Source organism: Microbacterium sp. Z10_103 (assembly GCF_058310455.1).
On record NZ_JBZEGK010000001.1, the window covers coordinates 581,824 to 605,402 of the forward strand.

The 23,579-nt window shown below is 70.8% G+C and carries 23 protein-coding genes; 13 read left to right on the top strand and 10 right to left on the bottom strand.

Going from position 1 to position 23,579, the window contains the following annotated elements:
• Positions 1 to 2: 2 nt before the first annotated feature.
• The 4 genes from AC4FS2_RS02570 to AC4FS2_RS02585 are packed head-to-tail and all read right to left on the bottom strand — an operon-like array spanning position 3 to position 4,130.
• A complete protein-coding gene (locus AC4FS2_RS02570) occupies positions 3 to 992 on the bottom strand; it encodes an AAA family ATPase (RefSeq protein ID WP_491153780.1) in 990 nt (329 codons plus the stop codon).
• Positions 989 to 2,155, bottom strand: a complete 1,167-nt coding sequence (locus tag AC4FS2_RS02575) for a DUF4350 domain-containing protein (RefSeq protein ID WP_491176332.1) — start codon at positions 2,153 to 2,155, stop codon at positions 989 to 991. Before AC4FS2_RS02575 ends, AC4FS2_RS02570 begins: the two co-directional genes overlap by 4 nt.
• Positions 2,152 to 2,799, bottom strand: coding sequence for a DUF4129 domain-containing protein (locus tag AC4FS2_RS02580; protein ID WP_491176334.1), 648 nt, complete (start codon positions 2,797 to 2,799; stop codon positions 2,152 to 2,154). Before AC4FS2_RS02580 ends, AC4FS2_RS02575 begins: the two co-directional genes overlap by 4 nt.
• Positions 2,796 to 4,130 (bottom strand): glycerophosphoryl diester phosphodiesterase membrane domain-containing protein, encoded by a 1,335-nt coding sequence (locus tag AC4FS2_RS02585; RefSeq protein WP_491176336.1) that lies wholly within the window; start codon positions 4,128 to 4,130, stop codon positions 2,796 to 2,798. Before AC4FS2_RS02585 ends, AC4FS2_RS02580 begins: the two co-directional genes overlap by 4 nt.
• A gap of 156 nt (positions 4,131 to 4,286) precedes the next feature.
• Between AC4FS2_RS02585 and mtrA the strand changes: the two genes are divergently transcribed.
• The 5 genes from mtrA (at position 4,287) to hpf (ending at position 9,819) form a co-directional block, all read left to right on the top strand.
• Positions 4,287 to 4,967: an MtrAB system response regulator MtrA gene (gene mtrA / locus AC4FS2_RS02590; RefSeq protein ID WP_491153775.1), complete on the top strand. Its 681-nt coding sequence runs from the start codon at positions 4,287 to 4,289 to the stop codon at positions 4,965 to 4,967.
• 7 nt (positions 4,968 to 4,974) lie between these two features.
• Positions 4,975 to 6,639 carry an MtrAB system histidine kinase MtrB gene (gene mtrB / locus AC4FS2_RS02595; RefSeq protein WP_491153774.1) on the top strand — a complete coding sequence of 555 codons (1,665 nt, stop codon included), beginning with the start codon at positions 4,975 to 4,977 and terminating at the stop codon, positions 6,637 to 6,639.
• Positions 6,636 to 8,300: an LpqB family beta-propeller domain-containing protein gene (locus AC4FS2_RS02600; RefSeq protein WP_491176337.1), complete on the top strand. Its 1,665-nt coding sequence runs from the start codon at positions 6,636 to 6,638 to the stop codon at positions 8,298 to 8,300. Before mtrB ends, AC4FS2_RS02600 begins: the two co-directional genes overlap by 4 nt.
• Before the next feature lie 89 nt (positions 8,301 to 8,389).
• A complete protein-coding gene (locus tag AC4FS2_RS02605) occupies positions 8,390 to 9,052 on the top strand; it encodes a ComF family protein (RefSeq protein WP_491176339.1) in 663 nt (220 codons plus the stop codon).
• A gap of 107 nt (positions 9,053 to 9,159) precedes the next feature.
• Positions 9,160 to 9,819: a ribosome hibernation-promoting factor, HPF/YfiA family gene (gene hpf, locus AC4FS2_RS02610; protein WP_491176341.1), complete on the top strand. Its 660-nt coding sequence runs from the start codon at positions 9,160 to 9,162 to the stop codon at positions 9,817 to 9,819.
• 133 nt (positions 9,820 to 9,952) lie between these two features.
• Here hpf and AC4FS2_RS02615 read toward each other — a convergent pair whose 3' ends face one another.
• On the bottom strand, positions 9,953 to 11,266 hold the full coding sequence (locus AC4FS2_RS02615; protein WP_491153766.1) for a hypothetical protein: 1,314 nt from the start codon (positions 11,264 to 11,266) through the stop codon (positions 9,953 to 9,955).
• Positions 11,267 to 11,448: 182 nt separating this feature from the next.
• On the opposite strand from AC4FS2_RS02615, the gene secA reads away from it, so the two are divergent.
• From secA to AC4FS2_RS02630, 3 genes are all read left to right on the top strand, one after another.
• A complete protein-coding gene (gene secA / locus AC4FS2_RS02620) occupies positions 11,449 to 14,280 on the top strand; it encodes a preprotein translocase subunit SecA (RefSeq protein ID WP_491176342.1) in 2,832 nt (943 codons plus the stop codon).
• A gap of 103 nt (positions 14,281 to 14,383) precedes the next feature.
• Entirely contained in the window at positions 14,384 to 15,610 is a 1,227-nt protein-coding gene (locus tag AC4FS2_RS02625) for a pyridoxal phosphate-dependent aminotransferase (protein ID WP_491153762.1), read from the top strand.
• A gap of 109 nt (positions 15,611 to 15,719) precedes the next feature.
• Positions 15,720 to 16,067, top strand: coding sequence for a hypothetical protein (locus tag AC4FS2_RS02630; RefSeq protein ID WP_491176344.1), 348 nt, complete (start codon positions 15,720 to 15,722; stop codon positions 16,065 to 16,067).
• Positions 16,068 to 16,079: 12 nt separating this feature from the next.
• Here AC4FS2_RS02630 and AC4FS2_RS02635 read toward each other — a convergent pair whose 3' ends face one another.
• Positions 16,080 to 16,520: an Rv3235 family protein gene (locus AC4FS2_RS02635; protein WP_491176346.1), complete on the bottom strand. Its 441-nt coding sequence runs from the start codon at positions 16,518 to 16,520 to the stop codon at positions 16,080 to 16,082.
• A gap of 148 nt (positions 16,521 to 16,668) precedes the next feature.
• Between AC4FS2_RS02635 and AC4FS2_RS02640 the strand changes: the two genes are divergently transcribed.
• Positions 16,669 to 17,286 (top strand): hypothetical protein, encoded by a 618-nt coding sequence (locus AC4FS2_RS02640; RefSeq protein WP_491176348.1) that lies wholly within the window; start codon positions 16,669 to 16,671, stop codon positions 17,284 to 17,286.
• 5 nt (positions 17,287 to 17,291) lie between these two features.
• Here AC4FS2_RS02640 and AC4FS2_RS02645 read toward each other — a convergent pair whose 3' ends face one another.
• Positions 17,292 to 17,573 carry a helix-turn-helix domain-containing protein gene (locus AC4FS2_RS02645; RefSeq protein ID WP_491153755.1) on the bottom strand — a complete coding sequence of 94 codons (282 nt, stop codon included), beginning with the start codon at positions 17,571 to 17,573 and terminating at the stop codon, positions 17,292 to 17,294.
• Positions 17,574 to 17,670: 97 nt separating this feature from the next.
• On the opposite strand from AC4FS2_RS02645, the gene AC4FS2_RS02650 reads away from it, so the two are divergent.
• Genes AC4FS2_RS02650 through AC4FS2_RS02660 form a run of 3 tightly spaced genes read left to right on the top strand, consistent with a single transcriptional unit; the run spans position 17,671 to position 21,056 of the window.
• Positions 17,671 to 18,300: an SAF domain-containing protein gene (locus AC4FS2_RS02650; protein WP_491176350.1), complete on the top strand. Its 630-nt coding sequence runs from the start codon at positions 17,671 to 17,673 to the stop codon at positions 18,298 to 18,300.
• Positions 18,297 to 19,553 carry a CpaE/TadZ family protein gene (locus AC4FS2_RS02655; protein WP_491176351.1) on the top strand — a complete coding sequence of 419 codons (1,257 nt, stop codon included), beginning with the start codon at positions 18,297 to 18,299 and terminating at the stop codon, positions 19,551 to 19,553. The genes AC4FS2_RS02650 and AC4FS2_RS02655 overlap by 4 nt, the downstream gene beginning before the upstream one ends.
• A gap of 9 nt (positions 19,554 to 19,562) precedes the next feature.
• Positions 19,563 to 21,056, top strand: coding sequence for a sensor histidine kinase (locus AC4FS2_RS02660; RefSeq protein WP_491153751.1), 1,494 nt, complete (start codon positions 19,563 to 19,565; stop codon positions 21,054 to 21,056).
• A 125-nt stretch (positions 21,057 to 21,181) separates the two neighbouring features.
• Here the strand turns inward: AC4FS2_RS02660 and AC4FS2_RS02665 are convergent, their stop codons facing one another.
• Positions 21,182 to 21,430: a WhiB family transcriptional regulator gene (locus tag AC4FS2_RS02665; protein ID WP_019182239.1), complete on the bottom strand. Its 249-nt coding sequence runs from the start codon at positions 21,428 to 21,430 to the stop codon at positions 21,182 to 21,184.
• A 213-nt stretch (positions 21,431 to 21,643) separates the two neighbouring features.
• Here AC4FS2_RS02665 and AC4FS2_RS02670 point away from each other — a divergent pair, with 213 nt between their 5' ends.
• Positions 21,644 to 22,030, top strand: a complete 387-nt coding sequence (locus AC4FS2_RS02670) for a histidine kinase (protein WP_491153750.1) — start codon at positions 21,644 to 21,646, stop codon at positions 22,028 to 22,030.
• Positions 22,031 to 22,043: 13 nt separating this feature from the next.
• On the opposite strand, the gene bcp is transcribed toward AC4FS2_RS02670, so the two are convergent.
• Both bcp and rsgA read right to left on the bottom strand, forming a co-directional pair.
• Positions 22,044 to 22,517: a thioredoxin-dependent thiol peroxidase gene (bcp, locus tag AC4FS2_RS02675; protein WP_491153748.1), complete on the bottom strand. Its 474-nt coding sequence runs from the start codon at positions 22,515 to 22,517 to the stop codon at positions 22,044 to 22,046.
• Positions 22,514 to 23,566 (bottom strand): ribosome small subunit-dependent GTPase A, encoded by a 1,053-nt coding sequence (rsgA, locus tag AC4FS2_RS02680; protein ID WP_491153746.1) that lies wholly within the window; start codon positions 23,564 to 23,566, stop codon positions 22,514 to 22,516. The genes bcp and rsgA overlap by 4 nt, the downstream gene beginning before the upstream one ends.
• Between the last annotated feature and the right edge of the window lie 13 nt (positions 23,567 to 23,579).

The following is a 23,579-nucleotide window of genomic DNA, read 5'->3' on the forward strand; positions in this document are numbered from 1 at the left end:
GGTCAGAGCGGAACGCGGGTCTGCTGCTGGATGGACGCGAGGATCGCGTCGACCGAGACGCCTTCGATCTCAGCGTCGGGACGCAGCCGGATGCGGTGCCGCCACGTCGGTACCAGCATCGTCTGCACGTGGTCGGGTGTGATCGCGGGGTAGCCGCTTAGCCACGCCCACGCCTTCGCGGCGGCCAGGAGTCCGGTCGTGGCACGCGGGCTCACGCCCAGCGAGACCGACGGACTCTGCCGTGTGGCCCGGGCCAGGTCGACGACGTAACCGAGCACGTCGTCTGCGACCGTGACCGCTGCGGCGGCGCGCTGCGCGCCGAGGATCTCCTCGGGGGTGACGGTCTGCTCGACCCCGGCGGCATCCAGCGCCTGCGGATCGAAGCCGTTCGCGTGGCGGCGCAGCACCGCGAGCTCGGCATCGCGCCCCGGGACATCGACCAGGAGCTTGAGGAGGAAGCGGTCGAGCTGCGCCTCGGGGAGCGAGTAGGTGCCCTCGTGCTCGATGGGGTTCTGTGTCGCCGCGACGAGGAACGGCTCGGGAAGGGGCCGGGTCACCCCGTCGGTGGAGACCTGGCGTTCCTCCATCGCCTCCAGGAGCGCGGCCTGGGTCTTCGGCGGCGTGCGGTTGATCTCGTCGGCGAGGACGATGTTCGTGAACACCGGGCCGGCGCGGAACTCGAATTCGCCGCTGCGCGCGTCGTAGATCAGCGAGCCGGAGACGTCGCCCGGCATGAGGTCGGGGGTGAACTGGATGCGCTTGGTGTCCAGGCCCACGGCGCGGCTGAAGGAGCGGACCAGCAGCGTCTTGGCGACACCGGGCACCCCCTCCAGCAGCACGTGCCCGCGCGCGAGCAGGGCGATCAGCAGCCCGGTGACGGTGCCGTCCTGGCCGACGACCGCCTTGCCGATCTCGCCGCGCACGCGGTGCATGGCTTCGCGGAGGGCCGCGTCGTCCGCGGGGTTCTCGCGTTCGATCCTGGCGTCGCTCATGGGGAGGGGGTCCCTTCCGGTCGGGTGGCGGCCGAGACGGCCGCTTCGAGGTCTCGTAGGCGGTCGGAGAGGTCGACGAGCTCGCGGTCGGTGGCCGGCACCGAGGAGATCAGGATGCTGCGCACGGCGGCCGGGTCGGTCGCGACGCGGCGGGCTGCCGCATCCGCTACCGCTCCTGCGTCCACGGAGGGTCCGAGGCCCAGGGTGCGGCCGATCCGGCCGATCGCGGCGGCGCGGAGCTGATCGGCCGCGTGCGCGGCGTCGCGGCTCTGCGCATACAGGCGCCCCCGCCCGACGGTCGTCTCGGAGGCGCGGACGGTGACCGGAAGCGTCTCCGCCACGAGCGGGCCGAATCGCCGCCCCTGCCAGATCGCCGCCGTGACGCCGGCCACCAGGAGCAGCACGATCGCGGGGGTGACCCACGGCGGCGTGAGCTCCCCGAGCGTCGGCGGCGCCGCATCCGCGTCGCTCAGTGAGGGGATGTACCAGACGAGCGTGGGCTGCGACCCGAGCAGGGTCAGCGCCAGGGCGGCGTTCCCGGCATCGTCGACCGCATCGTTCGCGAGCAGGGTGCGGCCGTCGACCGCCGTGATCGTGCCTGACGTGTCCGTCGCCGTCAAGAGCGCGAATCCCTCGTCCTGCGGGTAGCACCCCGCGACGCCGTCGCCGGGGGTGAACAGCTCGCCGGCGAAGATCTCACCCGCGCGGCGCGCGGCGGGGAACGCGCACCCCGGGGCGAGGGGGGTGTCGGCGAAGATCCCGGCCGGGGCTGATCCGTCGAGCAGGAGCCGCAGGGTTCGTGACCGCGGCTCCAGGAGCACCACGTTGGCGGCATCCGCGGTGAGGTCAGCGACAGCTTCGTCGGAAAGGCCGGGGACGTCGGGGAGGGCGAGGGTCGCGTCCCCTTCGGCCAGAGCCGCGGAGGCGGCGGCGCGATCCCGCGCGATCCGCACGTCGATGCCGTCGTCCGCCAGTGCGCGGGCGATCGCGCGGGCGCCGTCGGGTCCGGCCGACTCGGGATCGAGCGCGCCCCGCTCGGCCCAGGTGGCGGCCTGTGCGAGGAGGCTGCCGACGATGGCGACGAGGATGAGTGCCGCCGCGATCGCGGCCCATCCCAGCAGCCGTGTCCGCCGGCGCGGCGGGTGGAGCGTGGTCACGGTCATCGCGGTGCCTCGATCAGCGCCGGACGAGCCTCGGCGAGAGTGTCGTCGAGCCTCGCGATCTGGTCGTAGAGCGCAGCGGTGCCGGGGCGACGCAGGTAGCGGACGTCGTCGAAGGTGGCAGCGGCGGCCGCGAGGTCGGATGCTGAGGCGGGGAAGACCCGCGCGGCGTCCCGTGCGAAGGCCTGGGCCGTCGTTCCGGGCGGCGGCTCGACGATCACTCGTTCGGTCAGCCCGCGGGCGAGGGCGCGAAAGCGCAGCGCGATCGCGTCCTCCCAGCGTCCGCGCGCCGCCTGGGCGGCAGCATCCGCCCGCAACTGCGCCGCCGACCGAGTCCCGTCGGCGCCGAACAGGTCGCCGGGCCCCTGATGCGAGCGCGCGGCCGAGCGCGGACGGCCCCAGACGACGATCGCGGCGACCGCGATCGCCACGACCACGATCGTCGCGACGACGGCCGCGGCCGGTCCCCATCCACCGGAGAGTTCGGGGTTGAGCAGACGCGTGAAGAACTCGCCGACGGCGCGGGCGGCGCGGTCGAGGAAGGTCGGCTCGGCGGCGTCGTAGATCGGGTCGGCGAGCTCCCGGCGCAGCCGTTCCCGGGCATCCTCCGGATCCGGGAGCAGGGGAGCCGCGAGGGCGGGGGTCACCGCTGTCGTTCCGTCGGACCGGTATCGGGGGATGCCCCCGGAGGCGCCCAGGTGGTGGCGGGCGCCGCAGGCAGGTTCGGCGTGGCAGGCGACGGGGCGGCAGGCGAGGGCGCGGCGGGCGAGGGGGCGGCAGGCGGCCCCGGGATCGGCGCGGAGGCGGGGGGCGGCCACGACGGAGTGGCGTAGGGCGGCAGGGGCGGCGCACCCGGCGGCGCGGACGCCGGTCCGGCGACGCCGTACGCCGGCGCGACGCCGTACGCCGGTCCGGCGGCGGTCCCGGGACGAGCGCCGAGCTCGCGCCCGATGTGCACGCGGTACGGGTCGGGAAGGTCGGAGGCGCCCGCATCCCGCTTCTCGACGTAGGCGAGCAGGTCAAGGTCGAGACCCTCGTGCCGCATGCGGCAGTCCACGTAGATCAGTGCGGTCGCGGTGGACTGCACGATCAGCGCCACGCACTGGATGAGGATCGTCACGATCTGCGTGATCACTGCGGTGATGAGGAAGGCGATGATCGCGCCGGCCTCGGGGTCGCCGGTGGGGGTGACGACCGTGGTGAGTCCCAGTGTCGCGAACTGCAGGGGGATGCCCACCAGCTGCGCGAGCACGCCGAAGGTGAGCGAGATGATCACGATGATGCCGAGCGTCGGCCAGAACCGCGTGCGGGTCAGGCGCCACGAGCGGGAAAGCGCCTGCCTGATGCTCGCCTGTTCCAGGATGATCACCGCGGGTACGAGGAGCAGCTTGGTGTTCAGCCACAGGCTCAGCGGGATCGCCGCGAGGAACGTGGCGATCCCGCCGAGGACAGCCAGGGGGAGCGCCGCATTGCCGAGCGCGAACAGGATCGCCACGACGATGGCCAATGCGACGACGACGGCGAGCAGGAGGAGGAACGTGTACGCGAGCAGGCGGCCGGCGACCGGGCGGATGCGTCGCCACAGGGCACGCAGCGGCAGCTTCTCGGCGACCACCGCGTGCGCCACCTCGGTGACGACCACGGCCTGCACGAGAACGCCCAGCGCGCCGGCGGCGAGCGACAGGACGACGCCGGTGATCGCCGTGATCGCGATGGATCCCGCCGTCACCGCCTCGAAGTCGTCCGTGCCGGGGGTCAGCGTGTCCAGGCGCGAGAACGCCGCGAACGCGACACCGCCGGTCACGAGAATGAGGACGAGGAAGGCCAGCGCCTGCACGCCGAGCGCGAAGCCCAGGAGAACGCCGGGGTTCTGCCGCAGTGCGGTGAACGACCGGCCGAGCGTGGTGCCGAAGCCATAGGGATGCAGTGGCACGATGCCCGGTCGGGGGGCCGGCGTCCAGGCCGGATACGCGGTCACAAGCGCCTCCTCGTGCTGGGCTCGTTCTATCGTGTCACACGCGGGCGAGGCGCTCGGCGTGCGCTCAGTCGCGTCGACTACTGTGTGGAGAGCGCACGGGGAGGCTGTTGCGCCTGCCCGTTGCGCAGCGGGATGGATGTGAGGACGAACGCGCAGATGACTTCACGGATCCTGGTGGTCGACGACGACACTGCGCTGGCCGAAATGATCGGCATCGTGCTGCGGACCGAGGGATTCGAGACCGCGTTCTGTGCCGACGGTGCCGAGGCCGTCGAGGCGTGGCGGCGCGAGCGCCCCGACCTCATCCTGCTCGACCTCATGCTGCCGGGGATGGACGGCATCGAGGTGTGCAGGCGGGTCCGGGCCGAGTCGGGGGTTCCGATCATCATGCTGACGGCGCGCACCGACACGGCCGACGTCGTGAAGGGTCTGGAATCCGGCGCCGACGACTACATCGTGAAGCCGTTCAACCCGAAGGAGCTGGTCGCCCGCATCCGCACGCGCCTGCGACCGGCCACCCCCGACGGCGGCGAGGTACTGCGGATCGGCGATCTGACGGTCGACGTCGCGGCGCACGAGGTACGCCGGGGCGACACGGTCATCGCGCTCACGCCCTTGGAGTTCGAGCTGCTCGTGGCGCTGGCATCCAAACCGCAGCAGGTGTTCTCCCGGGAGATGCTCCTCGAGCAGGTGTGGGGTTACCACTACAAGGCCGACACGCGTCTGGTGAACGTGCACGTCCAGCGGCTGCGCGCCAAGGTCGAGACCGACCCGGACAACCCCCGCATCGTCACCACCGTGCGCGGCGTCGGGTATCGCGCCGGCGCGGTGGTGTGAGGCCGGGATGACGGCGGTGGCGGCCCCGCGGCGAGCGGTGCCCACCGCCGTGCAGGGGTGGAAGTCGTGGCCGGGGCGGATCGCGAGCCTGTGGCGGCGGTCGCTGCGGTTCCGGACGATCCTCGTCACGCTCGGGCTGACGGCCCTGACGATCCTGATCGCGTGTGTCTGGATGGCCTTGGCGATTCAGAACGACCTGTTCCAGTCACGCCTCCGGCAGGCCCTCACCTCCGCTCAGCGCGCCACCGTGGCCGCGCAGATCCGGTTGGACGCCTCGGCCGAGACGGACGATCCCGTCACCGTGCAGAACCTCATGAACAGCGTGCTCCAGACGCTGTCGCAGCAGTCCGGTGCCGACGCCTTCGCGTCGTACCGGATCGATACGGATGCCTCGTCCCTCGCGCCGCAGAACGTCGACTCGGTCGGATTCGACCGCACCCTCGTGACCCCCGAGTTGCGCGAACTGGTGCGCTCCAGCGGTGAGGCTCAGTGGTGGCAGTCGGTCGGGTTGCGCACCGGGGACGCCGTGGGTCCCGGCATCCTGGTCGGCCAGCAGCTCGACGTGCGCGGGGTGGGTCCCTATGAGCTGTACCTCGCATACAACCTGGATGCTGCGTCGGCCACCCTCACATTCGTGCAGGCGATGCTGTGGGTGGTGGGGCTGGTGCTGGTCGCGCTCATCGGCGGCATCACCTGGTTCGCGTTGCGGTCGGTGACCGTCCCCATCGGGGAGGCGGCCGAGACGAGCGCGCAGCTCGCCGCCGGCGACCTCGCGGTGCGCCTCCCGGTGCGCGGCGACGACGAGCTGGCCGTGCTCGGCCGCTCGTTCAACGCGATGGCCGACAGCATCGAGTCGCAGATCAAAGAGCTGGCTGAGCTCTCCCTCGTGCAGCAGCGGTTCGTCTCCGACGTCTCGCACGAGCTGCGCACGCCGTTGACGACCATCCGGCTGGCCGCCGACATGCTGAACGATCAGCGCGACGGCTTCGACCCCGCCACCGCACGGGCCGCCGAGCTGATGCATGCCCAGGTTCAACGATTCGAAACGCTCCTGACCGATCTGCTCGAGATCAGCCGATACGACGCGGGATCGGTGCAGCTCGAACTCGAACCCACCAGCCTCGCGCACCTCGCCGAGGACGTCATCGGATCGATGCACCAACTCGCGGAACGGCACGGGTCGGAAGTGCGTCTGCTGGCACCGGGTGGACACTCGCTGGTGGAGATGGACGCGCGCCGCGTGCGCCGCATCGTGCGCAACCTCCTCGGCAACGCCATCGAGCACGGCGAGGGGCGCCCCATCGTCCTCACCGTCGACAGCGACCAGAACGCGGTGGCGCTGGGCGTGCGCGACTTCGGACTGGGGATGCGCCCGGAGGAGGTCGAGCACGTGTTCGACCGCTTCTGGCGAGCCGATCCGTCCCGCACGCGCACGATCGGCGGGACGGGCCTGGGCCTGTCGATCGCCCTGGGCGACGCGCGACTGCACGGGGGCCGGCTGGAGGTGTGGTCGGAGCTCGGACGCGGATCGCACTTCGTCCTGACACTGCCGCGTCGCGGGGGAGACCCCGCCGGGCCGTCTCCGATCCCCCTGGATGCCGACGAAGACGCTGCAACGCTGGAGGCGCTGGGTCTCACTCAGCCGATCGAGGTTCCCGGGGGCGGGTCATGAGGCGCCTGGCCGCCGTGGCCGCCGCCGCACTCGTGCTCCTCCTCACCGCGTGCGCCGGGTTGCCGAGCTCCGGCGCGGTGTATCCGGGGCGTTCCCCCGTCGACGTCCAGGCCGATCCCGACATCCTCTTCGTCCCCGACGAGCCGCAGCCCGGTGCGTCGCCGGAAGACATCATCACCGGGTTCATCCGCGCCGGTTCGGGACCGCAGGATTCTTGGGCGACCGCGCGGCTGTTCCTCTCCGACTCCTTCGCGCGGGAGTGGAACCCCCTCACGACGGTCACGGTCGACCGCCTTCGGGATCGCTCGGCGCCCACCGCGCCGGTCGACGGGGTCAGCACCGTGGAGATCACCCCGACCGGGCTGGTGGACTCCGAGGGCGCCTACGCCGCCCAGAGCGGCGGTTCGGCCACCCTGAGCTTCACTCTCGTGCAGGAGGACGATCAGTGGCGCATCTCGGAAGCGCCCGACGGCATCGTCCTGTTCGAGGAGACGTTCCGGAGCGTCTTCAGCTCGGTGTCGCTGGCGTACTTCGACCCGTCGTGGCAGTTCCTCGTTCCGGATGTCCGCTGGTTCCCCCGCACGAATCTGGCGACGTATGTGGCCGGTGCATTGATCGACGGGTCGCCGAGCCCGTGGCTGTCGGGCTCGGTGGTGACGGCCTTCCCCGAAGACGTCGAGACGGCTGCGCGCGCGGTGCCTCTGCCCGATGGGGTGGCGCAGGTCGATCTCTCCGGCGCCGCTCTGCCGCTCGGGCAGAACGTGTTGGATCGCATGCAGGCGCAGCTCGAGGCGTCGCTGCGGACGGCGGGTGTCACGAGCGTCCAGATGACCGCGAACGGTTCGCCCCTGGAGGCGCGCGCCGCCCCGACGCGTCCCACCCGGGTGGATGCCCAATCGCTGGTGGAGCTGGCCGACGGGCGCTTCGGCTTCCTCGACGGCGAGGTCGTCGAGCCCGTCGCGGGCTTGTCGCAGGCGGTGGAGTCCGTGGATGCCGCGGCGGTCGAGGTGTCGGGCGACCTGGAGATGGCGGCGGTGCTTACGGCTTCGGGTGCCGCCGTGCGTGCCGGCGCGGACGCGACGACTGCCCTCCTCGACGAGCGCCCGGGACTGCTGGCTCCCACGATCGATCCCTTCGGGGTGGTGTGGACCGTGCCCCGTGACCAGCCGTCGGCCGTCAGGGCGTACCCGGCGGACGGCGGCGCCGTGCCGGTCGAGTCGGCATGGCTGCAGGCGGCGGCGATCTCGGCGCTGCAGGTCTCCCGCGACGGCGCGCGCGTCGCCGCGGCCGTGACGGTGCGCGGCCACACCGAGCTCTGGGTCGCCGGCATCAGGCGTACCGCGGAGGGGGCGAGCATGGCGCTGGGGGAGCCGCAGTCCGTCGCCACGGTCATGGGGGACGCGGCCGGCCTCGCCTGGCTGGACGACACGACCCTCGGCCTGCTGGTCCGGGCGGGCGGAGAAGTGTCGCTGCGCGAACAACCGGTCGGCGGTCCCGGCACTGATCTGACGATTCCCGCCGGAGTCTCCTCCGTGACCGGCGGCAACTCGAGTGCGCGGTTGCTGACGAATGACGATGTCCTCTACGTGCGGCAGGGCCCGACGTGGCAGCAGCTCGCCGCAGATGTCCGGGTTCTTTCCGGGCAGCAGGGGATGCCCTAGCCCTCCTGCACAACCAGGCTGGGTGCGCGGTCATCCACCGATATCACCGGCACGCGCGGGTGGCCCGGTGAACCCGGCAGGCTGCGCGTATGGACCTGGCACCGATGCGGCAGGCGCTCGCCGAGGCGCTCGCGTTCGTGCTGCCCGTCGAGTGCGCCGGATGCGGCGCATCCGACGTCGCGCTGTGTGATGTGTGCCGCTCGCAGCTGGGCGCCGCGCCCGCGCTTCGACGCCTTGACGGATTGCCGGTGCGCAGTGCGCTGGTCTACGACGGGACGGTGGCGCGGGTGATCCGTGCGCTCAAGGAGGACGGCCGGACGTCGCTCGCGCGGCCGCTCGGGGCTGCGTTGCGCGACAGCGCCGCCTCGTGGGACCTGACCGACGTGTCGGTGGTCGCCGTGCCCACCTCGGCGGCCGCGATGCGGCGGCGGGGCTACCGCGTGGCCGAACTCCTGGCCCGTCGCGCCGGCTGGCGGCCCGAGCGCCTCCTTCAGGTGGGGCGGCGCACCGCCGACCAGCGGACGCTCGGCCGCACCGCCCGGGCCTCGAATGTCGCGGGCAGCATGTGCGCGCCGCGACCGATCGAGCGCCGTGTCCTCCTCGTCGACGACGTCGTCACCACCGGGGCGACGCTGCGCGAGGCCGACCGCGCCCTCCGCGCCGCCGGTGCCGAGGTGATCGGCGCGGTGACCGTGGCCGCGACACCGCGCCGGATTCTACGCGTCCGTGACACATCCGCCATTCCCCCGTGACACTTCCCGGCGACGCGGCTACCGTGGGGGGACACAAGGCGACGGAGAGTCCGTCCTTGGCACCGTGAAACCCGGAACAGGGCGGACCCGGAACAAGGAGGTAACGGATGGACACGAGCATCGTCGGCGTAGGGGTTGGTATCACCGACCGCTTCCGCAGTGTCGTCGAGGAGAAGGCCGCCCGCATCGAACACCTCTGTCCCCGGGCCGGGGTTCTCGAGGTGAAGGTCACTCACCGGGCTCACCACAACGGGCACATGGAAGACGACACGGTCGAACTGACCCTGTCCAGCAAGGGCCCGGTCGTCCGGGCTGAAGCGACAGACGCCGACAAGTTCGCTGCGCTCGACCTTGCGGTCGACAAGCTCAGCGAGCAGCTGCGGCGCGCGAAGGAGAAGCGCGTCGACAATCGGAACCATCCGCGAGGCGCGAAGTTCGAAAAGGGCACCGGGTCGCTGGAGGGCATCGACGTCGAACCGGCGTCGGTTGACGTTCTCCGGGCCGTGGCCACCGGGCAGATTCCCGTCATCGGCTCCGGCGACGACGAGCCGTACACCCCGGTGGTCATTCGCACGAAGCAGTTCGAGGCGGAGTGGATGACCGTCGAGGAGGCCGTCGACCGGATGGAGCTCGTCGGCCACGACTTCTTCCTCTTCATCGACGCGCGCACCGACCACCCGAGCGTCGTCTACCGCCGCAAGGGCTGGGACTACGGTGTGATTTCCCTCGAGACTGCCGCTCCGCCCGCCGCGAGGGTCGCTTCGTAGGCACCCTGTGACGCACGAGAACCCCCGCTTCGGCGGGGGTTCTCTCGTTGAGTCGCCAACAAACGCGCAATTTTCGCGCGCGGGGCGACGGTTGCTGGCGAGTCGACGGGTGGGGGGGTGGGGAGGGAGCGGGTCAGCCGTCGAAGATGTCGCCCAGCAGCGAGCCGATGACGAGGCCGCCGAGGATGCCGCCGCCCATGCCGCCGCCGCCCATGCCGCCCATGCCGCGCCCGCCACCACGGCCGCCCCAGCCGCCGTTGTTCCAGTCGTCGGGGCGGGAGGAGTCGATGTCCTGCTGCGCCAGCTGCAGCGCTTCGCTCGCCAGAGCGCCTGCGCGTCGTGCGACGGCCTGGGCCGCTTCGCGGTCGTCCTCGGGGATCGGACCCAGCGGGATCTCGCCCCTCAGCCGCTCGGCCTCGGCCAGCCGCGTGCGCGCGTCGGCCCCGATCCACCCGCGATGACCGGCGATGACGCTGCGCGCGACGGAGATCTGGCGGTCCGCGTCATCGACCATATGCCGCACGTGCGCCTCGGAGATCACCGGACGCGCCGCCCGCTCGCGGGCCACATCCAGCGCCGCGTTCGCGGTGCGCAAGCGGGAGAGAGCGCCGAAGGGGTCGTCCTTCGCGGCATTCGCGGGCAGGGAGGCCAGCGCCGCCTCGAGCTCCGCCATCGCCGTGGTGACGGTGGGGGTCATCGGGCCGTTGCGCGCCTCGACCAGGTCGCTGCGAGAGTCGTCGATGACGGCAGCCAGTGTGGATTCGGCGCGGAGCGCCTCGATCTCGAACGCGTCCACCGCGTCCAGGAGCGACTCGGCTCGGCGCACGGCCTCCGTCGCCGCTTCCAGCGCGACCGATGCCTGTTCCCGCTGACCGGCCTCCCGTCGGCGCTGCGAGACGTCGGCGGAGTGGACGGCGAAGTCGAGGAGCTGATCGGCCTCGTCGGGGTTGCCGTTGATCTGACGGAGCGCCGAGGCGCTGTACCGGCCGGAAAGGCGAGCCACCGCCTCACGCGCGTTCGGGACACGCTCCTCCAGCCGCGCGCGGTCGGTGCGGATGCGCTGCAGGATCTCGGGCGCGCGGCGCACCGCCTCGATCGCGGGCTGCAGCGCGGTCGTCCGCTCCTCGAGGAGGTCTTCCGCCCATTCGCACAGCTGGATGATGCGCGCGTTACGCGTCCGGAGTTCTTCCGGTGTATCGGGGATGTGGTCGTGGTTCAACTGGTGCAGCTGGAACGCTTCGCTCATGTGCGTGCGCACGGCCGTCAGCGCGGAACGCAGGTCGGCGGTTCGGACATCGCCCAACTCGGCCACGGCGAAGTCCAGCTCGTCGGAGGTCAGTCGGATGCGCTCGTCCGCCGCGACCAGCGCGAGCTCGGCCCGTTTGGCGAGATCGGCGTCCGCTGCATCCTGCTCTTCACGCTTGCGCTTACCCCAGAACCCGGCCATGACTCCGATCCTAGGAGTCGCGGAGCACAGGTGTGCCGCGTGTTCGCTGAGCGCGCTTCCGTCGGGGCGTTCGCAGGGTCTTCCGAGGTCACGAACGGATAACATGGCACGGTATGCCTGCGTGCAGGCGGGCGCCGTGTGCGAGTCGCACAGCGCCGAACCCGACAGATGGGAATTGCTCCGTGGCCAATCCTCTCGAAAGACTGCTCCGTGCCGGAGAAGGCCGGATCATCCGGCGCCTCCAGCAGGTGGTCAAGGCCGTCAACGCGCTGGAAGAGGACTACTCGCACCTCACCGACGACGAACTGCGCGGCGAGACCACCGAGTTGCGCGCGCGCTTCGAGGCGGGGGAGAGCCTCGACCGCCTCATGCCGGAGGCTTTCGCAGCCGTCCGCGAGGCCGCTCAGCGCACCCTCGGCCAGCGCCCGTACGACGTGCAGATCATGGGTGGTGCGGCGCTTCACCTGGGCAACATCGCCGAGATGAAGACCGGTGAGGGAAAGACGCTGACGGCGACGTTCGCGGTGTATCTCAACGCCATCGCCGGCCAGGGCGTGCACGTCATCACGGTGAACGACTACCTCGCGACCTACCAGTCCGAGCTCATGGGACGCGTGTACCGCGCCCTCGGAATGTCCACCGGCGTCATCGTGTCGGGGCAGACGCCCGAGGTCCGCCGCGCGCAGTACGCCGCCGACATCACCTACGGCACGAACAACGAGTTCGGCTTCGACTATCTGCGCGACAACATGGCCTGGCGCAAGGAAGACCTCGTACAGCGGGGCCACTACTTCGCGATCGTCGACGAGGTCGACTCGATCCTCATCGACGAGGCGCGTACGCCGCTGATCATCTCCGGCCCGTCCTCCGGGGAGGCGAACCGCTGGTTCGCCGAATTCGCCAAGATCGCCCGCACGCTCGAGGCGGGCGTGGACTACGAGGTGGACGAGAAGAAGCGCACGATCGGCGTACTCGAACCCGGCATCGAGAAGGTCGAGGACTACCTCGGCATCGAGAACCTCTACGAGTCGGCCAACACCCCGCTCATCTCGTTCCTGAACAACTCCATCAAGGCGCTCGCGCTGTTCAAGCGCGACACCGACTACGTCGTCATGAACGACGAGGTCATGATCGTCGATGAGCACACCGGCCGCATCCTCGTCGGACGCCGCTACAACGAGGGCATCCACCAGGCCATCGAGGCCAAGGAAGCCGTACCCGTCAAGGCGGAGAACCAGACCCTCGCCACGGTCACCCTGCAGAACTACTTCCGCCTCTACGACAAGCTCGCGGGCATGACCGGTACCGCCGAGACCGAGGCGGCCGAGTTCATGTCGACCTACAAGCTCGGCGTGGTCCCGATCCCGACGAACAAGCCGATGATCCGTAAGGACCAGTCCGACCTCGTCTACAAGAACGAGACCGCCAAGTTCGGGCAGGTCGTCGAAGACATCGCCGAGCGCCACACCACCGGCCAGCCTGTCCTCGTCGGCACCACCAGCGTGGAGAAGAGCGAGTACCTGTCGCGACTGCTCGCGAAAAAGGGCGTCAAGCACGAGGTCCTCAACGCCAAGAACCACGCGCGCGAGGCGGAGATCGTCGCGCGCGCCGGGCGCCTGGGTGCCGTCACCGTCGCCACGAACATGGCCGGTCGCGGAACCGACATCATGCTCGGCGGCAACGCCGAATTCCTCGCGGTGCAGGAGCTCAAGGCCAAGGGGCTCGATCCGGTGGAGACGCCGGAGGCATATGAGTCGGAGTGGGATGAGGCGTACTCACGAGTCCGCGAGGTCGTAGCCGAAGAGGGAGCGAAGGTCGTCGAAGCCGGCGGCCTGTACGTGCTCGGCACGGAGCGGCACGAGTCCCGCCGCATCGACAACCAGTTGCGTGGTCGCTCGGGCCGCCAGGGAGACCCGGGAGAGAGCCGGTTCTACCTGTCGCTCACCGACGACCTCATGCGACTGTTCCAGTCGGGTGCGGCCGAAGCCATCCTGGCCCGGGCGAACTTCCCCGACGACGTGGCCATCGAGTCGGGCATGGTGTCGCGCGCGATCAAGAGCGCCCAGTCCCAGGTCGAGGCGCGCAACGCCGAGCTGCGGAAGAACGTCCTGAAGTACGACGACGTCCTCAACCGTCAGCGCGAGGCGATCTACGCCGATCGCCGCCACATCCTGCAGGGTGACGACATCGCCGACCGGGTGCAGCACTTCATCGAAGACGCCATTTCCGCGGTGATCGACGACCACACCGGCAGTGGGCACACCGAGAGCTGGGACTTCGACGCGCTCTGGACCGAACTGAAGACGCTCTATCCGGTGGGTGTGACCATCGATGAGGTCGTCGCCGAGGCAGGCTCCCGCGGGCGCATCACCCCCGAAGGGCTCAAGCGGGAGATCCTCTCCGACGCCCGCATCGCCTACGCCAAGCGCGAGGAGCAGCTGGGCGAGCAGGCCGTGCGCGAACTCGAGCGCCGCGTGGTGCTCCAGGTGCTCGACCGCCGCTGGCGCGACCACCTGTACGAGATGGACTACCTCAAGGACGGTATCGGCCTGCGGGCGATGGCGCAGCGCGATCCGCTGATCGAGTATCAGCGCGAGGGCTACCAGATGTTCCAGGCGATGATGGGGCAGATCAAGGAAGAGTCGGTCGGCTACCTGTTCAACCTCGAGGTCGAGGTCCGCCGTGTCGACGGCGAGCAGGCCGCTCAGGTCGAGGCCAAGGGCTTGGCCGCCGGACCGAGCGAGGCACAGCGGCTCGAGTACTCCGCGGCGAACGACGCCGGGGAGGTCGAGGTGCGCAACGACCGCGGGCAGGTGCAGCAGGGTGCCACGAGCCGCCTGCGGCAGGCTGCCGCGGCGGCCGGAGCCGCCCCCGCCGCTGCTGCCCCGGGAGGCGCTCCCGCGCGTACCGCCGAGGCTCCGCGTGGTGCCTTCGGGCAGCGCACGGACGGCGCCGCACCGGCCGCACCCGCCGCCAACCGCGCTCAGCGCCGCGCTGCCGACAAGAAGAAGTAGCCTCCGTGGCGTCGCACGCACGGGATGCGGCGACGCCACGGGCGCGCGATTGGACCGCCGTCCGCGGCGGACCGCGCCCCGACGGCGGAGATATCCTGATCCGATGAGCCCGCTGCGCCCCCTCGACCAGTCCTCGAAGCTGAAGGATGTCCTCTACGAGATCCGCGGGCAGGCACTGGTCGAGGCAGACCGGCTCGAGGCCGAGGGCCACAGCATCCTCAAGCTCAATACCGGCAATCCGGCGATCTTCGGGTTCGAGGCACCGTTCCAGATCGTCCGCGACATGATCGAGGCGGTGCCCAACGCCCACGGCTACAGCGACAGCCGGGGGATCATGTCGGCCCGCCGCGCCGTGGTCTCGCGCTACGAGCAGGTTCCGGGATTCCCCCTGCTCGACCCCGACGACGTCTATCTCGGCAACGGCGTGTCCGAGCTCATCACCATGACGATGCAGGCGCTGCTGGATGAAGGGGACGAGGTGCTCATCCCCGCGCCGGACTACCCGCTGTGGACCGCCATGACGAGCCTGGGCGGTGGCACCCCGGTGCACTACCTCTGCGACGAGCTGAACGAGTGGCAGCCCGACCTGGAGGACATCCGCGCGAAGGTCACCCCGCGCACCAAGGCGATCGTCGTGATCAACCCGAACAACCCCACCGGAGCGGTGTACTCGCGCGAGGTGCTGGAGGGCATCGCGCAGATCGCGCGGGAGAACTCGCTCCTGATCCTCTCCGACGAGATCTACGACCGCATCCTGTTCGATGACGCCGTGCACATCCCGATGGCCGTGGTGGCTCCCGACCTGCTGTGCCTCACCTTCAACGGACTGTCCAAGACCTACCGCGTCGCGGGGTTCCGCTCCGGCTGGCTCGTGATCTCCGGCCCCAAGGACCACGCCCAGGGGTTCATCGAGGGCATCACGCTGCTGGCATCCACGCGGCTGTGTCCCAATGTCCCGGCACAGCACGCCGTCCAGGCGGCGCTCTCGGGTGTGCAATCGATCGACGCCCTGATCGCGCCCTCGGGGCGCCTCCTCGAGCAGCGCGACGCCGCGTGGGAGAGTCTCGAGGCGATCCCCGGGGTTTCGTGCGTCCGGCCGCGCGGGTCGCTGTACGCCTTCCCCCGCTTCGACCCGGAGGTGTACGAGATTCCCGACGACGGGAAGTTCGTCTACGACTTCCTCGTCGCCGAGCACGTGCTGCTCGTGCAGGGGACCGGGTTCAACTGGCCGACCCCTGACCACGTCCGCATCGTGACTCTGCCGGAGTCCCGCGTCCTCACCGATGCGATCGAACGCCTCGGGAACTTCCTGTCCTCGTACCGCCCCTAGCCGCGGCCGCGAGAAACGACATTCCGGGCGAGACGGCACGCGTCGCGCCGTTTCTGGTCCGGAATGTCGTTTCTCGCGAGGATGCGGCGGCGGGGCGTAGCCTTTCGGCATGGCGATCGAACTGAACCAACCCGCCCTGCGTCACGCGCGTGCGCTCATCCGCGACGGCAAGGTCGTCCGCGACGAGCGGGACGACTGGTCGGAGGCGGCGCCCAGCGCTGCCCAGGAGAATTCGTTCATCGAGAAAGAGGGCTGGACGGAGTATTCGCACTGGCACCTCGGCATCGACAAGAGCGAGAACCGGGAGACGAAGGGGGCGTACTCCTTCCCGTTCGGGGACTTCTCGAAGGTGCACCGTTCCGGCGTGATCTCCGGTGAGAGCCGCGCCGGTCAGTACGACCACGACGAGATCCGCGACGCGCTCCGTTCCCTTCTCGAGCTCATCGACGGCGACTGAGGCCCGCGGGAGTCAGAGCAACGCGAGGGATGTCGCCCGCCAGCGCCGATCGATACCCTGCAGGCGGACGGCGATCGCGCGGGTGCGCGCGGGGGAGGCGACGATGACCACGGCTTCGACGATCCCATCCGCCGGGACGCACGTTCGTACGGACACGATGGCGTGCACCGGCCGCGTTGCGGGAACTCCCCGCGCGCTGCGCGCCCGCGTGGCGAGGTTGGCACGGGTCAGCAGCACCCGGTAGGCGTCTTCGGTCAGCCAGCGCGCGAGCTGCTCGATCTCGCGGACCCCCGCGAGCACCTCGAGCACGCCGCGCGTGAGGTTGCGGATCAGCGGTTCCGGATCGGGGAGTGCGGCGGAGGAGGTTCGCTGCGGGGCGAAGAACTCGTCCACGTCCGCGGAGCGCACGCTGACGGGGTAGGGGCGGGCAAAGCCGGCCGGGTTGAGTGCCATGGGCGCGCCTATCTCGACAGGGGGGATGTCGCGGAGCGTTGGGATTCCGTGCGACTCAGTAGAGCACACGCGGGCCCGTCACAACAGATTCGGTTCGAGGTGTGGAGAACTTCTGTGCTCCCCGCCACGCGTGCCCTAACCTCGCGCCATGCGCTGGGATCGCTTCTTCGAAGACATCGAGGACCAGCTCGCCTCCGAGTGGGAGGCCGAGCGGGCGGCGCTGGAAACCGAGGCCGAACGCCTGCGTCTTTCCCGGGTCACCCTGCACGAGCGGCTGGCGGCGCTGGCGGCGGCCGACGGCGACCCGGTCGCCGCGGCATTCGAGCTGCGTGGCGGCACCACCCTGACCGCACCCATCACCGGCCTCGGCGCCGACTGGCTTCTGGCATCGCCGTGGGGATCGCGGTCGGGTGCGGCGCTCATCCCGCTCGAGGCGATCACCGGGATCTCGATGGCCCACGCGCACCTCCTGCGCACTGCGCGCCCCGAGACGGCGACGGCAGGTTCCGCCGTCTCCCGACGGGCCACCTTCGGGTTCGCAGTCCGCGACCTGGTCCGGCGGCGTGCCGGCGTGACCGTGCACGGTCAGGACGGACGCGCGGTGCCGGGAACCATCGACCGCGCAGGGGTCGATCACCTCGACCTGGCCGTGCATGAGCGTGGTGCGGTGCGCCGCGCGGCCGAGGTCACCGGCTTTCGCATCGTGCCGTTCTCGGCGATCTCATGGATCGGGATCGACGGCACCGGCGACGCTCTGCGCGGCTGACGGCCTCAGTCGCCCCTCGGCACCCGTCCACGCCCCCACAGCTCCGGAAAGCTTGCAGCGTTGGATTGCCGCCACAGCGCCATCCGGCGGGCTTCCTCCGCCTGGTCTTCGAGGTAGTCCTCGACGCTGGCCTCTTCCACGCGCCAGCGCGCCGGGCTTCCGACGCGCATACCGCGCAGCCGTCCCTCGTGCACCAGGGTGACCACTTCGTCCACCGACACGTCCAGCAGCTCCGCCACCTGAGCGGGGGCGAGCAGGCGCGTGCCAGAGGACGGGCGGTCGGGCATGTGCCCATTATGACCGGCCCTCGGGACCTCTCGCGCCGCCCCACGGCGCTGTGGATAATCACGGACGCCGGTGCGGCGATCGGAGCACGATGTCGGGATGACCGCGTCCGATCGTCCGCGTACGCGTCCGCGGCCCTTCTGGGGCGACGCGCGATTCCTGCTGGGGGTCCTGCTCGTCGCTGTTTCGGTGGGCGGCGTCTGGTTGGTCGTCGGCGCGGCGCGCCAGACGGCGCCCGTGCTGGCCGCCTCCCGCACGATCGTCCCGGGGGAGACGGTTGCCGCCGATGACTTCCGCACGGTGGATGTGGCGCTGGGTGCCGCCGGTGATGCGTACGTCGGCCCGGGCGCCTTGCCGAAGGGGGCCGTGGCCACCCGCACGATCAGCGAGGGTGAGCTCGTTCCCGCACAGGCCGTGGGCGCGGCCGCCGACTCACGGGTCACGACCGTCGTCATCTCCACGTCGGTCGATGTTCCCGCGACGATCACGTCGGGCACCCGCGTGGAGCTGTGGGTCGCGCCCGCCCTGGAGCGCGATGTGTTCGACACTCCGCGCATCCTCGTCGCCGACGCGACGGTGGCGAGTGTCAGCCGTGATGAGGGCGTGGTCGGCCAGGCCGGCGCGGCGCTGGAGCTCGTGATCCCCCGAGCCGACGTCGCGGCGACGCTCGAGGCGGTTTCGGGAGGGTCATCCCTCTCGGTGGTGCCGGTGGCGGGCGGGGCGCCGTGATCCGCGCGATCGTGGCGGTGGATGCTCCGCGCGGCGAGCATCTCGCGCGGGAGCTGGCCGACGAAGGCGTCGGCGTCGGCGCTGTGGTTCCCGCCGCGGCTGCCTCCGATGCCGTGCGGACGGCGGGGACGGTGGACATCCTGATCCTGCAGACGGATGCGCGGACGCTCACGGCCGCGGTGATCGCGGACTGCGACGCCCGGGGCATCCGCATCGCCCCGCTCTGCGCAGACGAGCCGGGGCGCCGGATCGCCGCGCGCTTCGGACTGGCCAGCCCGCTTCCGCTGGAGGTCGAGGGGTGGGTGCTCGCCGACGCGCTGGCGGTGCCGTCGACCCCCGCCGTGGGGGCAGCGCCCGCGCCCGCAGGGCGCATCGTGTCGGTGTGGGGGCCGCACGGTGCGCCGGGGCGTTCGACGCTCGCCATCGAGCTGGCCGCCGAATTGGCGCGGGGCGAACGGTCGGTCGCTCTCATCGACGCGGATTCCCACGCGCCCTCCCTGGCGTTGTCGCTCGGGCTCGCGGACGAGGGGCCGGGTTTCGCCGCGGCATGCCGGCAGGCCGAACTGGGCGGGCTGGATGAGGTGGAGCTGACTCGCATCAGCGTGCCGCTGCACATTGCCGGCGGCACCGTGGAGGTTCTCCCCGGGATCAACCGGCCGGGGCGCTGGCCCGAGCTGTCGGAACGTCGCGTGGATGCTGTCCTGACCGCGTGTCGGACGTGGGTCGACACGACCGTGGTCGATGTCGCAGCCTCCCTCGAGCGCGACGAGGAGATCGTCAGCGACTTGGACGGTCCGCGTCGGAACGCCGCGACGTTGGCGGCTCTTCGCACATCGGATCTCGTCGTGGCGGTGTGCGCCGCCGATCCGGTCGGTGTCGCCCGTTTCCTCCGCGCCTACACCGAGCTGCGCGCCGCCATCGGCGCGACGCCTGTGGTCGTGATCGTCAACCGGCTGCGCGCGGGGACGCTGGGGATCGACGCCCGCGGGCAGGTGCGGCGGACGCTGGAGCGGTTCGCCGGAATCGAGGACGTGTGGTTCGTACCGCTGGATCCGCGCTCGGCGGATGCGGCGATGCTCGCCGCCCGCACCGTGGCCGACACCGCGCCGCGCTCGCCGCTTGCCGCGGCGGTGCGGCGTTTCGTCGGGGAGGCGGTGGAGCCCCCTCCGCGAGCCGTGGTCGCCGAGCGCCGCGGGCGGCGCCGCGAACGGCGGGGCGAGCGAACGGCGGTGGCCGGCCTCACTTCAACTTAGGCTGGGGAGGTGTCGACCCTCAGCGAACTCGTCTACGCGCATGGCCGTTCCACCGAGGCCGACGTCGAATGGCTCCACCGGCTCGTCAGCGACGGTCAGCTACTGGCCGACCTCGCCTTCGCCGACATCGTCGTGTGGGTTCCCACACAGGATGACTCGTTCATCGCGGTCGCGCACACCCGGCCCGGGGGCGCCGCGACCCTGTTCTACCGCGACATCGTCGGAGATCGCGTGCGGCCCCAGTGGCGCACGCAGGTGCGCGAAGCCTTCCAGAGCGGCCGCATCGTGGACTCGGCCTCGCCCGACTGGTTCGAGGAGACGCCCACGCGCGTCCGCGCCGTTCCGATCGTGCGCCAGCTCGCGTCACACGGAGCGGAGTCGGTGACGGTGGGGGTCCTCACTCGCCACACGAACCTGGGCGAGACCCGCACGCCCTCCCGTCAACAGATCACGTTCAACGATTGCGCCGATGACCTGTTCGGCATGATCTCCACGGCCGAGTTCCCGGATCTCACGGCCCCCACGGCGCCGCGCCGGGGAGCGCCGCGCGCGTCGGATGGCCTCATCCGCCTGGACGTCGACGGCATCACGACATTCGCGAGTCCGAACGCCCTGTCCGCCTTCAACCGCATGGGGTTCGACGACGAACTCGAGGGGGAGTCGCTCGTCGAAGTCACGACGCGGATCCTGCCCTCCAAACGACAGGTGGACGAGTCGCTCCCGGTCGTGGTCACCGGCCGCGCACCATGGCGCGCGGACATCGAGGCGCGGGGCGTGCAGGTATCCCTGCGCACCATCCCCCTTCGCGAACGCGGCAGGCGCATCGGAGCGATCGTGCTGTGCCGCGACGTCACCGAGATCCGTCACCAGGAGCAGGAGCTCCTGACCAAGGACGCCACGATCCGCGAGATCCACCACCGGGTGAAGAACAACCTCCAGACGGTGGCATCGCTGCTGCGGATCCAGGCCCGGCGCACGCACTCCGAGGAAGCGCGCGAGGCGTTGACGCAGGCGATGCGGCGGGTCTCGGCGATCGCGGTCGTGCACGACACGCTGTCGGAGGGCCTGGCGCAGAACGTCGACTTCGACGAAGTGTTCGCCCGCGTGCTGAAGCTGGTCGCGGAGGTGGCAGCGGCGCCGAACACGCGTGCGCGCACCCGATCGACCGGCCGGTTCGGTACGCTGCCCAGCGAATACGCCACGCCTCTTGCCCTCGCGCTGACCGAACTGGTCACCAACGCGGTCGAGCACGGGCTCGCCGGTCAGGAGGGCGATGTGGAGATCTCGGCGGTGCGCACCGACGAGCTCCTCGAAGTTCGCGTGCGGGACACGGGCGTCGGACTGCCCGAAGGACAGGTGGGCCGCGGACTCGGAACGCAGATCGTCCGCACGCTCATCCAGGGCGAGCTGGGCGGCACGATCGACTGGCACACGCTCGTGGGAAGTGGCACCGAAGTGACGATCGAGATCCCGATGCGTTACATCGACCGATCAGAGGCCTGAGGATGCGCCGGGGGAGCGCCCTCCGGGCCTGGGAAGCGCTTCGTCTCGGCGCGCCGACGGCGCGCTCACTCAGCCGTTCAGCCGCAACGCGCCAGGGCCGCCGCGCGGCGCTGACACGTTCCGACTCATGACGCGCGGCGCGCGCGGGCGGCGCGGCGCTTCAGCGCGCGGCGCTCGTCTTCGGAAAGTCCGCCCCACACGCCCGAATCCTGACCGGACTCGAGGGCGTACTGCAGGCAGATCTCGGTGACGGTGCACCGGGCGCAGACGGACTTGGCCTTCTCGATCTGGTCGACCGCGGGGCCGGTGTTCCCCACGGGGAAAAACAGCTCGGGGTCGACGGTCAGGCAGGCAGCTTTGTCGCGCCAATCCATGGTGGTGCTCCTTGATGGAAGTGAGTCAGATCCCGGACTCGGGTGTCCGATACTCTGGTGGGAGATGCAAGCTTTTCGCTCGCCCCACTTCGCTGTGGGAGCACACGGCTTTGTATATCGTCCCATAGGCAACCAGACCGATCAAGAGGTAAGCGGCAGGTTTCCAGCTCGTTACCAGGCTCCCGCGTGCCCTGAACCCGACAGGAGTCCCCCATGCCCGTCCGCCTGATCGCCGCAGCCGTGCTCGCCCTCGAGGCGGTCGGGGTGGTCGTGCTTCTGGTGTGGCAGGTCGCCGCGCTGCTTTCCGGCGACACCCTCTCCGTGGCCAGCGCCGTCGCGCTGGCGGTCCTCACCCTCGTGGGAGCGGTCGCAGTGGCGGGGTTTTCCATCGCCACGGCTCGAGGTCGATCGCTGGGACGCTCCGGCGGCATCGTCGTCCAGGCGCTCATCCTCGCCGTGGCGCTGGGCGAACTGGCGGGCGAGAACGCGAACCCGGCTCTGGCGGCGCTGATCGCCGCCCCGGCGGTGCTCGGCGGGGTGGCGTTGTTCCTCGCCGTGCGGGACGCCGGGCGGGAAGCCGGCGGACGCGAGGCGTCCTGACGGATGCTGCGGCTCAGGCCGCGTCGACGCCGAGCGTCTTCCGCAGCCGGGCCACGTGACCGGTGGCCTTGACGTTGTACTGGGCGTGCTGGATGACCCCGTCCTCGTCGATGACGAAGGTCGAGCGGAGCACTCCTTCCACCGTCTTGCCGTAATTCTGCTTCTCGCCCCACGCGCCGTACGCGTCATGCGCAGCATGATCGGGGTCGCTGAGGAGCGGAAACGCCAGTCCGTCGCGCTCGCGGAACTCGCGGAGCTTGGCCGGCTGGTCTCGCGAGACGCCGAGGACGGTGTAGCCCGCACCCTGGAGCGATCCCAGGCTGTCCCGGAAGTCGCAGGCCTGGGTGGTGCACCCGGGCGTCATCGCCGCCGGATAGAAGTACACGATCACGCGGCGGCCGCGGAAGTCGGAGAGCGAAACGGCATGGTCGTCCTGATCCTGGAGGGTGAAATCGGGTGCTGCGGCGCCGGGCTCGAGAGTACTCACCCCTCCACCCTATGAGTCGTGAACGTCATGAGCAGCCGCTGCAGCGAATCCAGACGGGCCGCACCACCGGGACCGAGGCGCCCCTCGGCGACGGCTTCCGCCATCGCGCAGTCCGGGGCATCCGGGAGATGGGTGCACCCGCGCGGGCATTCCTTGGCGATCTCGGCGAGGTCGGTGAACGCACCCAGGATGTTCGCCGGGTCGACGTGACCCAGACCGAACGACCGTACGCCCGGCGTGTCGATGACCCAGCCGGCGCCGCCGGGGCCGCGATAGCGGAACGACACGGTCGAGGATGACGTGTGCCGGCCGCGGCCCGTGACCTCGTTGACGTGGCCGATCGCACGCTCGGATCCCGTGAGGGCGTTCACCAGCGTGGACTTGCCCACGCCGGAATGACCCACGAAGACCGTCGAGTGCCCCACGAGAGCGGCGCCGATCCGCTCCAGCGGCACGTTGTCCGGCGCGCTGGTGAAGACCTCGAGGTCGAGCCCCTCGAAGTGCCCGAGGAACGCGGTCGGGTCGGCGAGGTCGGTCTTGGTGACCACGAGCAACGGGCGGATGCCGGCATCCAGGGCCGCGACGAGATAGCGGTCGACGAGCCGGGCGCGAGGCTCGGGGTCGGCGGCGGCCACGACGATGAGCATCTGATCGGCGTTGGCGACGATCACCCGTTCGACCTGGTCGGTGTCGTCGGCGCTGCGGCGCAGCAGCGACGTGCGCTCCTCGATGCCGATGATGCGGGCGAGGCTCCCCTCGGCGCCGGATGTGTCGCCCACCACGCGGGCGCGGTCGCCGTTGACGATCGGCTGCTTGCGTAGCTCCCGGGCGCGGGTCGCGGTGATGCGTCGCTCATCGGGGCCGTCCTCGTCGACGAGCACGGCGTAGCGACCCCGGTCCACCCCCAGTACGCGGGCGATGACCGCGTCGGCGTGGGCGGGTCGCCGCTTCGTGCGGGGGCGGTTGCCCTTCGGGTTCGGCCGAACGCGCACGTCGGTCTCGTCGAGGTCGTCGTCGTCCTCGGCTTCGAAGTCTTCGAGCCAGCTCATCGTCGTCGGCCGC

Excerpts from the sequence above, each read along its gene's own strand:
- AC4FS2_RS02570 (WP_491153780.1), bottom strand. The coding sequence starts at position 992 with ATGAGCGACGCCAGGATCGAACGCGAGAACCCCGCGGACGACGCGGCC.
- AC4FS2_RS02615 (WP_491153766.1), bottom strand. The coding sequence starts at position 11,266 with ATGGCCGGGTTCTGGGGTAAGCGCAAGCGTGAAGAGCAGGATGCAGCG.
- hpf (WP_491176341.1), top strand. The coding sequence starts at position 9,160 with ATGGACACGAGCATCGTCGGCGTAGGGGTTGGTATCACCGACCGCTTC.
- AC4FS2_RS02600 (WP_491176337.1), top strand. The coding sequence starts at position 6,636 with ATGAGGCGCCTGGCCGCCGTGGCCGCCGCCGCACTCGTGCTCCTCCTC.
- AC4FS2_RS02625 (WP_491153762.1), top strand. The coding sequence starts at position 14,384 with ATGAGCCCGCTGCGCCCCCTCGACCAGTCCTCGAAGCTGAAGGATGTC.
- AC4FS2_RS02640 (WP_491176348.1), top strand. The coding sequence starts at position 16,669 with ATGCGCTGGGATCGCTTCTTCGAAGACATCGAGGACCAGCTCGCCTCC.
- AC4FS2_RS02650 (WP_491176350.1), top strand. The coding sequence starts at position 17,671 with ATGACCGCGTCCGATCGTCCGCGTACGCGTCCGCGGCCCTTCTGGGGC.
- AC4FS2_RS02645 (WP_491153755.1), bottom strand. The coding sequence starts at position 17,573 with ATGCCCGACCGCCCGTCCTCTGGCACGCGCCTGCTCGCCCCCGCTCAG.
- mtrB (WP_491153774.1), top strand. The coding sequence starts at position 4,975 with ATGACGGCGGTGGCGGCCCCGCGGCGAGCGGTGCCCACCGCCGTGCAG.
- AC4FS2_RS02665 (WP_019182239.1), bottom strand. The coding sequence starts at position 21,430 with ATGGATTGGCGCGACAAAGCTGCCTGCCTGACCGTCGACCCCGAGCTG.
- AC4FS2_RS02630 (WP_491176344.1), top strand. The coding sequence starts at position 15,720 with ATGGCGATCGAACTGAACCAACCCGCCCTGCGTCACGCGCGTGCGCTC.
- AC4FS2_RS02605 (WP_491176339.1), top strand. The coding sequence starts at position 8,390 with ATGGACCTGGCACCGATGCGGCAGGCGCTCGCCGAGGCGCTCGCGTTC.
- AC4FS2_RS02635 (WP_491176346.1), bottom strand. The coding sequence starts at position 16,520 with ATGGCACTCAACCCGGCCGGCTTTGCCCGCCCCTACCCCGTCAGCGTG.
- rsgA (WP_491153746.1), bottom strand. The coding sequence starts at position 23,566 with ATGAGCTGGCTCGAAGACTTCGAAGCCGAGGACGACGACGACCTCGAC.
- AC4FS2_RS02575 (WP_491176332.1), bottom strand. The coding sequence starts at position 2,155 with ATGACCGTGACCACGCTCCACCCGCCGCGCCGGCGGACACGGCTGCTG.
- AC4FS2_RS02670 (WP_491153750.1), top strand. The coding sequence starts at position 21,644 with ATGCCCGTCCGCCTGATCGCCGCAGCCGTGCTCGCCCTCGAGGCGGTC.
- mtrA (WP_491153775.1), top strand. The coding sequence starts at position 4,287 with ATGACTTCACGGATCCTGGTGGTCGACGACGACACTGCGCTGGCCGAA.